Source organism: Burkholderia sp. Ax-1720 (assembly GCF_011753035.1).
GTDB lineage: Bacteria > Pseudomonadota > Gammaproteobacteria > Burkholderiales > Burkholderiaceae > Burkholderia > Burkholderia gladioli.
Genome location: NZ_VWWK01000095.1, coordinates 18,290 through 27,345, shown reverse-complemented (window position 1 = coordinate 27,345; position 9,056 = coordinate 18,290). Strand labels below are relative to the sequence as shown.

The window sequence follows — 9,056 nt, the reverse complement described above, 5'->3', positions numbered from 1 at the left end:
AACGCGGCGCGGCCGGGCGCGGCATCGTCCCGCCGCGGCCCGTTGCCGGCGCCGCTGACGGTGCTCTGGATCACGCCGATGCGCGCGCTGGCCGCCGACAGCGCGCGCGCCCTGCAGGGCGCCGCGCTCGACTTGTCGGTGCCCTGGACGGTCGGCCTGCGCACCGGCGACACGCCGTCGAGCGAGCGGGCACGGCAGGATCGCCGCATGCCGTCGGCGCTCGTGACGACGCCGGAAAGCCTCTCGCTGATGCTCACGCGCGTCGACGCGGGCGACACCTTCGCGCAGCTGCGGCTGGTGGTGGTCGACGAGTGGCACGAACTGCTCGGCAGCAAGCGCGGCACGCAGGCCCAGCTCGCCATCGCGAGGCTCGCGGCGTGGCGGCCGGATCTGCAGGTATGGGGCTTGTCGGCGACGCTCGGCAACCTGCCGCTGGCCAGCGACGCGCTGCTGCACGCGGTGCGCACGCCGCGTGCGCTGGTGCGCGGCACGCTGCCGAAGCCGCTGGTCGTCGATACGCTGATCCCGGACACCATCGAGCGCTTCCCCTGGGGCGGCCATCTCGGCACGCGCCAGGTCGGCGCGGTGGCCGACGGGATCGACGCGGCCGCCAGCGCGCTGGTGTTCACCAACACGCGCTCGCAGGCCGAGCTCTGGTACCAGGCCTTGCTCGAACGGCGCCCGGACTGGGCCGGCCTGATCGCGCTGCATCATGGCTCGCTCGACAAGAGCGTTCGCGACTGGGTCGAGCAGGGCCTGAAGGCGGGGCAGCTGAAGGCGGTGGTCTGCACCTCGAGCCTGGATCTCGGCGTCGATTTCCTGCCGGTCGAGCGCGTGTTCCAGGTCGGCTCGCCCAAGGGCGTCGCGCGCCTGATGCAGCGTGCCGGCCGCTCGGGCCACGCGCCGGGGCGCACCTCGCGCGTGACCATCGTGCCGACCCATGCGCTGGAACTGGTGGAGGCCGCCGCGGCGCGCTGGGCGATCGAGGGCGGCCGGATCGAGGCGCGCGAGATGCCGCTGAAACCGCTCGACGTGCTGGTCCAGCACCTGGTGACGATCGCGATCGGCGGCGGCTTCCGGCGCGACGCGATGCTCGCCGAGGTGCGACGCGCCTATGCCTACCGGGATCTGGGCGAGGCCGAGTTCGATTGGGCGCTCGCCTTCGTGGAGCGCGGCGGCACCTCGCTGGGCGCCTATCCCGATTATCACCGCGTGGTCGTCGGCGACGACGGGGTCTATCGCGTGCCGCGCGAGGAACTGGTGCGCCGGCATCGCAACAATATCGGCACCATCGTCGGCAACGCGACGATCCAGGTCGCGTTCCTGTCCGGCGGCCGGATCGGGGCGATGGAGGAGTCGTTCGTGGCACGGCTGAAACCGGGCGACGTGTTCACCTTCGGCGGCCGGGCGCTCGAACTCGTCCGCGTGCGCGACATGACGGCCTACGTGAAGCGCGCGAGCTCGACGCGCGGCGCGATCCCGCAATGGGCCGGCAGCCGGATGCCGCTGTCGTCGGAACTGGCCGAGGCCGCGCTCGCGATGCTCGCGCAGGCCACCGACGGCATCTTCGACGAGCCGGAAATGCGCGCGGTGCGTCCGCTGCTGGAGTTGCAGGCCGCCTGGTCGGCCTTGCCCGCGCCCGGCGTGCTGGTCGCCGAAGCCGTCCGCAGCCGCGAAGGACATCATTTCTTCTGCTACCCGTTCGCGGGCCGCACCGCGCATGTCGGGCTCGGCTCGCTGATCGCCTGGCGGGTCGCGCGCGAGCGGCCGAGCACGTTCTCGATCTCGATGAACGACTACGGCTTCGAGCTGCTGTCAGCGCAGCCGTTCGACTGGGGCGCGCTGATCGACGGCGGCCTGTTTTCGCCGGATGGGCTGGAGCACGACATCCTCGCGAGCCTGAACGCTTCGGAACTGTCGGCACGCCGCTTTCGCGAGATCGCCAGGGTGTCGGGGCTGGTGTTCCAGGGGCATCCGGCGCAACAGAAGAGCGCGCGGCAACTGCAGGCCTCGAGCGGCCTGTTCTACGAGGTGTTTCGCCGGCACGACAGCGGCAACCTGCTGCTCGCCCAGGCCGACCAGGAGGTGCTGGAGCAGGAGCTCGAGCTGGGGCGGATGCGCGCGGCGCTGGAGCGCATGAGCACCAGCCGGCTGGCCTTGAGCGCGCCGGACAAGCCGACGCCGTTCGCGTTTCCGTTGATCGTGGGGCGGCTGCGCGAGAAGCTCAGCACCGAGACGCTCGCCGATCGGGTCGCGAGGATGCTCGCAGATCTCGAAAAAACCGCGGCGCGCGGCGGGCGCGGATCATGAGCGCCGATGCGCTGACCATCGAGCTGAACGGCCATCCGCTGATGTTGAGCGCGAAGCGCGCGGCCTTCGATCCGGTGCGCGGCTGCCTGCTGGTCGCGGATGCGCACCTGGGCAAGGACGCGGTGTTTCGCGCGCGCGGCATTCCGGTGCCGGCCGGCTCGACCGGCGAAACGCTGGCGCGGCTCGACCGCTTGATCGCGAGCTATCTGCCGGAATCGATCGTGTTTCTCGGGGATCTGCTGCACGCGCGCGAATCGCATGCGGACGACACCCTGGCACCGCTGCGGGCATGGCGGCGTGCGCATCGGGGCTTGCGGCTGGTGCTGGTGGAGGGCAACCACGATCGGCATGCGGGCGCGCTGGCCGCGGAATTCGGCGTGGAGATGGTGGCCGAGCCCTATCGGCTCGGTCCATGGGCGCTGTGCCATCACCCGGGGGAAATCGACGGCGCCTACGCGCTGGCCGGCCACGAGCATCCGGTACTGGCGCTGAAAGGGCAGGGCGACCGCCTGCGGCTGCCGTGTTTTCGCTTCGGCGCGCGCGCGGGCGTGTTGCCGGCGTTCGGCGCATTCACGGGCGGACACGATGTGGGGGCGCCGCGTGCGGACGAGCGGCGCTACGTGATCGGCGGCGATCGGGTGTTCCGCGTCGGAGCCTGAAGGGCGGCGCGGCGCCAGGCTCGGCGATACGGCAGGCGAGGACGCAACAAAAAACCCGCGGAGCCAGGGGCTGACGCGGGTTTCTTGCTTGATGCCGGTGATGCTCAGGGTATTCGGTGGTGGAGACGGCGGGAATCGAACCCGCGTCCAGAAGCGGTCCACGACCAGTTCTACATGTTTAGTTCTGTCTTTTGATTTAACCGCCACGTCGCGGACGAACACGCTGCGGGACGGCGATCCGCTAGGTTTTCGACCCTGTCGTCGCGGCGCCGACAGGGCTTAACTGACGTAAATGACCTCTGGCGGTATTGCTACCGGTCTTGCGACACTAGCCCGTCAGTGAACTAGGCAGAGGACGGCGGCCCTTAGGCTGCCAGTGCGAACGTTTCGTCGTTTGCAGTTACGTTTTTCCCATTGATTAACGAGGTGACGGGTCCTCGACATGCCCTAGCCGCTTCGCAACCCCTGTCGAAACCAGGTCGCCCCCACGGACCTGACATTATAGCGCAACATTGCGCAGCAGCTCGCGCAATCCCTTCGTGGTCGCGGCGAAATGCTGCGCCTGCCAGCGCTCGGGCGGCACGCCGTCGCCGCAATAGCCGTAGGCGGCCGCGATGGTCGGCATGCCGGCCGCGGCGCCGGCCTGGATATCGCGCAGGTCGTCGCCGACATAGACGATGCGTTGCGGCGCGATGCCCATCTGCGCGGCCGCATGCAGCAGCGGCGCCGGATGGGGCTTGGCGTGCGGCGTGGTATCGCCGCAGACGACACTGGCCGCGCGCGCGGCCAGCCCGAGCAGGGCCACCAGCGGCTCGGTCAGCCGCGTCGCCTTGTTGGTGACGATGCCCCAGCGCACGCCGCGCGCGTCGAGCTCGTCGAGCAGCTCGGCGATGCCGGGAAACAACACCGTCTTCACGCAGAGCGCGCCCGCGTAGTTGGCCAGGAACTCCTGGCGCATCGCCTCGTAGCCGGGCGCCTCGGGCGTGATGCCGAAGCCGCCGCCGAGCAGGCCGCGCGCGCCGGCCGAGGCAAGCGGGCGCAGCAGGTCGAGCGGGGTTTCGGCCAGGCCGCGCTCGCGCTGCATCTTGTGGACCGCGCCGGCCAGGTCGGGCGCCGTATCGGCGAGCGTGCCGTCGAGGTCGAACAGGACCGCCTCGCAGTTGGAGAGATCGGCGGCGGCAGTGGCCGGGGCAAGCGGGGAGGCGGGCGTGCTCATGCGTTCGGTAGGCGGGGCAGGGTGGATCGATCAGGCGTGGCGGCGGCAGGCGACCAGGTAGTTCACGTCGGTGTCGTTCGACAGCGAGAAGCGCTTGCTCAGCGGCTGGTAGGTGATGCCGCGAATCTCGGCCACGTGCAGGTCGGTCGCGCGGATGAAGCCGGCCAGCTCGGACGGCTTGATGAAGCGCGCGTAATCGTGCGTGCCCTTGGGCAGCAACTGCGCGATGTACTCGGCGCCGATCACGGCCAGCAGGTAGGACTTGAGGTTGCGGTTCAGGGTCGAGAAGAACACCCAGCCGCCCGGCTTGACCAGCGCCGAGCAGGCGGCGATCACGCCGGCCGGCGAGGGCACGTGCTCGAGCATCTCCATGCAGGTGACGACGTCGTAGCTGCCGGGCTCGCGCTCGGCGATCGCCTCGGCGGCGATCGCCTCGTAGTCGACCGTGACGCCGCTCTCCAGGCTGTGCAGGTCGGCCACCCCGAGCGCCTCGGTCGACAGGTCGATGCCCTTGACCTGGGCGCCCAGGCCCGCCATCGATTCGGACAGGATCCCGCCGCCGCAGCCGATGTCGAGCACGCGCTTGCCGGCCAGGTGCGCATGCGCGTCGATCCAGCCGAGACGGACCGGATTGAGGTCGTGCAGCGGCTTGAACTCGGCGTTCGGATCCCACCACTTATGGGCGAGATCGCTGAATTTCTGTAGTTCGTGCGGGTCGGCGTTGGTCATGTCGGCAAGCGAATAGCGCGGAAAGGGAGCGAGCCCCGAGTATATAAGCGGCGGTTGGCGGCTGCCAGCAAGCGGCCGGCGCCGGCCGCCGGAATGAAAAAGCCCCGCCGAGGCGGGGCTTCAAGGCTGCGGTAACCCGAGAGGTTACTGCCTGCCCATTTACTTCTGCACTTGTTGCGTGCCGACCACTTCGACTTCCACGCGGCGGTCCGGAGCCAGGCAGGAGATGAGCTGCTTGCGGTTCTTCTGGTTGCAGCCAGTCGTGACCGGGTTGCGCTTGCCCTTGCCTTCCGTGTAGACCTTGCTCGACTCGACGCCCTTGCTGACCAGGTACGACTTGACGGCTTGCGCGCGGCGCAGCGACAGACGGTCGTTGTACTTGTCCGAGCCGATGCGGTCGGTGTAGCCCGTTGCGACCACGACTTCGACGTTCATGCCCTGGATCTTGGCTGCCAGCTCGTCCAGCTTCTGCTTGCCCAGCGGCTTGAGCGTAGCCTTGTCGAAGTCGAACAGTGCGTCAGCCTGATACGTGATCTTCTGGCTCGTGATGGCCGGCGGAGCAACCGGAGCGACCGGCGTCGGAGCCGGTGCCTGCGCGACCAGCGCGCCATCGCACTTCGCGTTCGCCGTGGCCGGCGTCCAGAACGCGTCGCGCCAGCAAAGCTCGTTCGTGCCGTTCATCCACACGTATTCGCCCGTGCCATTCACCCAGTTGTCATTCACGGCTTGTCGCGATGCCGGCACCGATTGTGCCGAAGCGGATGCAGCCACTACTGCGGTAGCTGCAATGAACGCGAGCTTTGAAAATTTATTCATATTTCTCCTCTCGAAATTGAGATTACCGCAGGTTTACTGCGAGCCTGATGACGATGACAAGTCATACATTGCTCGGAGTATAACATTGGTGCGACACAAAAAACGCGCCACCACTCCCTGGGAGCAGCGTCTGAATTTCAGTGCTTCGGCATTTTGCCATATCGTTCCCGTCCCACGAAAAAAAATCCTCCCCACCCTAAGAAGCCCCTGGCGATTGTGGTTCCAGTGCAACAGGCGCGTGCAGGATGTTTCAAGGATTGTCAAGAAAAACCGCAGGGGGCGACACGCTTTCGACACAATCCTCGGTTCCGTTGCGTGTGAGCGATTCTGGCAAAACCGTCGATGATGGTCGGCGGCGATGGCAGGGGTGTGTCGATCGGGCGAAATCGCGTCGGGCTGTGCCAGCGAAATGCGTGCCCGGCATCGGCTCGATGTTGGTGCGCGACGGGCATGATTCGGCCGCGCCCAGCGTCCTGCCTCGGCGCGGCGGTCCAGCGGCAAAAAATCGCCATATCTATATAGAGGGGGCAAGGGCGTCGGGGCAGATTTGCCGCATGGTAGAATCGCACGTTGCGTCGTGACTACGGCGTTTACGCGAAAGGCGGTCCCGTCTTCGCTCCGAAACGATACGGATACATGGATCAATTCGCCAAAGAGACCCTGCCCATCTCCCTAGAGGAGGAAATGCGCCGTTCGTATCTCGATTACGCGATGAGCGTGATCGTCGGACGTGCCCTCCCGGATGTCCGCGACGGCCTGAAACCCGTGCATCGGCGCGTGCTGTTCGCGATGCACGAACTGAACAACGACTGGAACCGGGCCTACAAGAAGTCGGCGCGTATCGTCGGCGATGTGATCGGTAAGTACCACCCGCACGGCGACAGCGCCGTCTATGACACCATCGTCCGGATGGCGCAGGATTTCTCGCTGCGCTACATGCTGGTCGACGGCCAGGGCAACTTCGGTTCGGTCGACGGCGACAACGCCGCCGCGATGCGCTACACCGAAATCCGCATGGCGAAGATCGGCCACGAGCTGCTGGTCGACATCGACAAGGAAACGGTCGACTTCGGGCCCAACTACGACGGCAGCGAAAGCGAGCCGCTGATCCTGCCGGCGCGGATCCCGAACCTGCTGATCAACGGTTCGTCGGGCATCGCGGTCGGCATGGCCACCAACATCCCGCCGCACAACCTGTCGGAAGTGGTCGATGCCTGCCATCACCTGCTCGCCAATCCGCAGGCCTCGATCGACGAGCTGATCGAGATCATTCCCGCCCCCGATTTCCCGACCGCCGGCATCATCTACGGCGTCGCCGGCGTGCGCGACGGCTACCGCACCGGCCGCGGCCGGGTGGTGATGCGCGCCACCACGCACTTCGAGGAAATCGATCGCGGCCAGCGCATGGCGATCATCGTCGACGAGCTGCCCTACCAGGTGAACAAGCGCTCGCTGCTGGAGCGCATCGCCGAGCTGGTCAACGAGAAGAAGCTCGAGGGCATCTCCGACATCCGCGACGAGTCCGACAAGAGCGGCATGCGCGTGGTGATCGAGCTCAAGCGCGGCGAAGTGCCCGAGGTGGTGCTGAACAACCTCTACAAGTCGACGCAGCTGCAGGACACCTTCGGCATGAACATGGTCGCGCTGGTCGACGGCCAGCCGAAGCTGCTGAACCTGAAGGAGATGCTCGAATGCTTCCTCGCGCATCGTCGCGAGGTGCTGACGCGGCGCACCATCTATGAACTGCGCAAGGCCCGCGAGCGCGGCCACGTGCTGGAAGGCCTGGCTGTCGCGCTGGCCAACATCGACGACTTCATCGAGCTGATCAAGGCCGCGCCGACGCCGCCGATCGCGCGCCAGGAACTGATGGCGCGTTCCTGGGATTCGTCGCTGGTGCGCGAGATGCTGGCGCGCGCCGAGGCCGAGAACGCCGCGGCGGGCGGGCGCGAGGCCTATCGTCCGGAAGGGCTGAACCCGGCCTTCGGGATGCAGGCCGACGGCAAGTACAACCTGTCCGAGACCCAGGCCCAGGAAATCCTGCAGATGCGTCTGCAGCGCCTGACCGGCCTCGAGCAGGACAAGATCATCGGCGAGTACCGCGAGGTGATGGCCCAGATCGCCGACCTGCTCGACATCCTGGCACGCCCGGAGCGGATCACCACCATCATCGGCGAGGAGCTGACGGCGGTGAAGAGCGAGTTCGGCGACGCGCGCCGTTCGCGCATCGAGCTGAACGCCACCGAGCTGAACACCGAGGACCTGATCACGCCGCAGGACATGGTGGTGACCATGTCGCATGCCGGCTACGTGAAGTCGCAGCCGCTGTCCGAGTACCGGGCGCAGAAGCGCGGCGGGCGCGGCAAGCAGGCCACGCAGATGAAGGAAGACGACTGGATCGAGACGCTCTTCATCGCCAACACGCACGACTACATCCTGTGCTTCTCGAACCGCGGCCGTGTCTACTGGGTCAAGGTCTACGAGGTGCCGCAGGGTTCGCGCAACTCGCGCGGCCGGCCGATCGTCAACATGTTCCCGTTGCAGGACGGCGAGAAGATCAACGTGGTGCTGCCGGTCAAGGAATTCTCGGCCGACAAGTACGTGTTCATGGGCACCTCGCTCGGCACCGTGAAGAAGACCCCGCTCGAGGCCTTCAGCCGGCCGCTGAAGAAGGGCATCATCGCGGTCGGCCTCGACGAGGGCGATTTCCTGATCGGCGCGGCGATCACCGACGGCGAGCACGACGTGATGCTGTTCTCCGATTCGGGCAAGGCGGTGCGCTTCGACGAGAACGACGTGCGCCCGATGGGCCGCGAGGCGCGCGGCGTGCGCGGCATGCAGCTCGAGGACGGCCAGCAGGTGATCGCCATGCTGGTGGCCGGCGGCGAGGAGCAGTCGGTGCTGACCGCCACCGAGAACGGCTACGGCAAGCGCACCCCGATCACCGAGTACACGCGCCACGGCCGCGGCACGAAGGGCATGATCGCGATCCAGACCTCCGAGCGCAACGGCAAGGTGGTGGCCGCCACCCTGGTCGAGCCGGAAAGCGAGATCATGCTGATCACCACGGCGGGCGTGCTGATCCGCACGCGCGTTTCGGAGATCCGCGAGATGGGACGGGCTACGCAAGGTGTTACACTCATCAGTCTCGATGAGGGCACCAGGCTTTCGGGCCTGCAGCAGATCGCCGAGGCGGATGCGGATAGCGAAATCGACGCCGACGACGCCTCCGAATCGGAGGGCGGCGACGCCTGAGGCGGCTGCCCGCCGCCCGTACCCGAGCCGCTGAGCGGCCGGGGCGGGCGGTGCAAGAAATCGTTCATATTTCC

At 67.3% G+C, this 9,056-nt stretch carries 6 protein-coding genes and 1 other RNA gene; 3 read left to right on the top strand and 4 right to left on the bottom strand.

Features of this window, described 5'->3' with window-relative positions; all coding sequences use genetic code 11:
* On the top strand, nucleotides 1-2,310 hold a 2,310-nt coding region (locus F3J18_RS23520; RefSeq protein ID WP_166914518.1), incomplete at its 5' end, for a ligase-associated DNA damage response DEXH box helicase.
* On the top strand, nucleotides 2,307-2,969 hold the full coding sequence (gene pdeM, locus F3J18_RS23515) for a ligase-associated DNA damage response endonuclease PdeM (protein WP_166914516.1): 663 nt from the start codon (nucleotides 2,307-2,309) through the stop codon (nucleotides 2,967-2,969). The genes F3J18_RS23520 and pdeM, both read left to right, overlap by 4 nt.
* A gap of 117 nt (nucleotides 2,970-3,086) precedes the next feature.
* On the opposite strand, the gene ssrA is transcribed toward pdeM, so the two are convergent.
* The 4 genes from ssrA to ompA form a co-directional block, all read right to left on the bottom strand.
* Nucleotides 3,087-3,456: a transfer-messenger RNA gene (gene ssrA, locus F3J18_RS23510) on the bottom strand.
* A gap of 12 nt (nucleotides 3,457-3,468) precedes the next feature.
* Nucleotides 3,469-4,185, bottom strand: a complete 717-nt coding sequence (locus F3J18_RS23505; RefSeq protein ID WP_025100606.1) for an HAD-IA family hydrolase — start codon at nucleotides 4,183-4,185, stop codon at nucleotides 3,469-3,471.
* 30 nt (nucleotides 4,186-4,215) lie between these two features.
* Nucleotides 4,216-4,914: a bifunctional 2-polyprenyl-6-hydroxyphenol methylase/3-demethylubiquinol 3-O-methyltransferase UbiG gene (gene ubiG, locus F3J18_RS23500; RefSeq protein WP_013696990.1), complete on the bottom strand. Its 699-nt coding sequence runs from the start codon at nucleotides 4,912-4,914 to the stop codon at nucleotides 4,216-4,218.
* A 159-nt stretch (nucleotides 4,915-5,073) separates the two neighbouring features.
* Nucleotides 5,074-5,730: an outer membrane protein OmpA gene (gene ompA, locus F3J18_RS23495; RefSeq protein WP_025100608.1), complete on the bottom strand. Its 657-nt coding sequence runs from the start codon at nucleotides 5,728-5,730 to the stop codon at nucleotides 5,074-5,076.
* Between the two features lie 636 nt (nucleotides 5,731-6,366).
* On the opposite strand from ompA, the gene gyrA reads away from it, so the two are divergent.
* Nucleotides 6,367-8,982: a DNA gyrase subunit A gene (gene gyrA, locus F3J18_RS23490; RefSeq protein WP_017918757.1), complete on the top strand. Its 2,616-nt coding sequence runs from the start codon at nucleotides 6,367-6,369 to the stop codon at nucleotides 8,980-8,982.
* The last annotated feature ends 74 nt before the right edge of the window (nucleotides 8,983-9,056 follow it).

Coding starts and splice junctions, on each gene's coding strand:
- ompA (WP_025100608.1), bottom strand. CDS start 5,730: ATGAATAAATTTTCAAAGCTCGCGTTCATTGCAGCTACCGCAGTAGTG.
- F3J18_RS23505 (WP_025100606.1), bottom strand. CDS start 4,185: ATGAGCACGCCCGCCTCCCCGCTTGCCCCGGCCACTGCCGCCGCCGAT.
- gyrA (WP_017918757.1), top strand. CDS start 6,367: ATGGATCAATTCGCCAAAGAGACCCTGCCCATCTCCCTAGAGGAGGAA.
- pdeM (WP_166914516.1), top strand. CDS start 2,307: ATGAGCGCCGATGCGCTGACCATCGAGCTGAACGGCCATCCGCTGATG.
- ubiG (WP_013696990.1), bottom strand. CDS start 4,914: ATGACCAACGCCGACCCGCACGAACTACAGAAATTCAGCGATCTCGCC.